At 45.4% G+C, this 1,440-nt stretch carries 1 protein-coding gene; it reads left to right on the top strand.

What is annotated here, in order from left to right:
- Position 1 precedes the first annotated feature (1 nt).
- Positions 2–1,399, top strand: coding sequence for an IS5 family transposase (locus H8709_RS11790; RefSeq protein ID WP_316248761.1), 1,398 nt, complete (start codon positions 2–4; stop codon positions 1,397–1,399).
- The last annotated feature ends 41 nt before the right edge of the window (positions 1,400–1,440 follow it).

Genomic DNA, 1,440 nt, shown 5'->3' with positions numbered 1-1,440 from the left:
TTTGGGTCTCCACATGAAGCCTGATAACCGCTGGATCAAACTGGCTGACCAAATCCCATGGGATATGTTTGAAGCCAAATACGCTGAACTTTTCCCAAGTGATACCGGTAATGTAGCCAAGCCTCTTCGCATGGCGTTAGGAGCTCTGATCATCCAGACCAAGTTCCAGTATTCTGACCGTGAGCTCGTGGAACAGATTACTGAGAACCCATATCTGCAATACTTTATCGGACTTCCCGGCTTTCGGGAAGAAGCTCCGTTTGATGCAAGTACACTGGTTCTTTTTCGTAAACGCATTTCCGCAGAAATGCTGATGGAAGTAAACGAGTATCTTCTTGCGCATAAGGATGATGACAAAGATGACCATACTCCGCCATCCGGAGGAAAAACCAATGATGATGGTACTGCAAAAGAAGATACACACAAAGGAACGCTGACCCTTGATGCAACCTGTGCACCTGCAAACATACGTTATCCGCAGGACATCTCACTTTTGAACGAAACAAGAGAAAAGCTGGAAAACATGATTTACCGTTTTTGCAAATGTTATGGTCTTAAGCTGCCAAGAAGATATCGCAAACGTGCCAGAAAAGAGTATCTTGCATTTGCTAAGAGCAGGAAGCACACGGCAAAGAAAATCCGCAGCGCACTCCGCAGACAGCTTGGCTACGTAAAAAGAGATCTTGGCTATCTGGAACAGTTCATGAGTGAAGGTTATGCCATGACAGGTAAGGATATCGGTCTATATCTTACCATCATCCGGTTGTATGAACAGCAACAGTATATGTATGATAACAGAGTTCATTCTGTGGAGCACCGCATTGTAAGTATTTCACAGCCATGGCTCCGGCCGATCGTCAGAGGCAAGGTCAAAGCACCGGTTGAATTTGGTGCAAAATTTGATCTCAGTCTTGACAGCGAAGGTTATGGGCGTATCGAAAAAATATCTTTCGAGGCATACAACGAGAGCACCTGCCTGATTGAAGCAATAGAACGATTCAGAGAGCGTACCGGTTATTATCCGGAACGAGTTCTGGCAGATCAGATATACCGGACCAGGGAAAACAGGAGCTATTGCAAGGAACATGGGATCCGGTTATCAGGTCCAAAGCTTGGCAGGCCAAGCGCTACAGCAAAAGTTGATAAAAAACAGGAGTATCAGGATAATACCGATAGAATCGAAGTGGAGCGCACCTTCAGCCTGAGCAAACGCTGTTATGGTATGAGCTGCATTACCACAAAACTGGAAGGAACGCAGTTGACTTCTATCGCATTATCTGTATTCGTGACGAATCTGTTCAGGATTCAGAGGCGAATACTTTACGCTCTTTTGCGCCTGTTCCGCTTCTGGCATGACTGGAACAGATGTAAGAGCTGGAAGTTGCAGATATCTGCTTAATCAGCAGACACTATTTAATGGTGATATCAGGAGTGCAGAGA

The sequence above is a fragment of the Zongyangia hominis genome, from assembly GCF_014385095.1.
GTDB lineage: Bacteria > Bacillota > Clostridia > Oscillospirales > Ruminococcaceae > Zongyangia > Zongyangia hominis.
The sequence above is the reverse complement of the archived record's forward strand: the minus strand, read 5'-3'. Positions and strand labels throughout refer to the sequence as shown.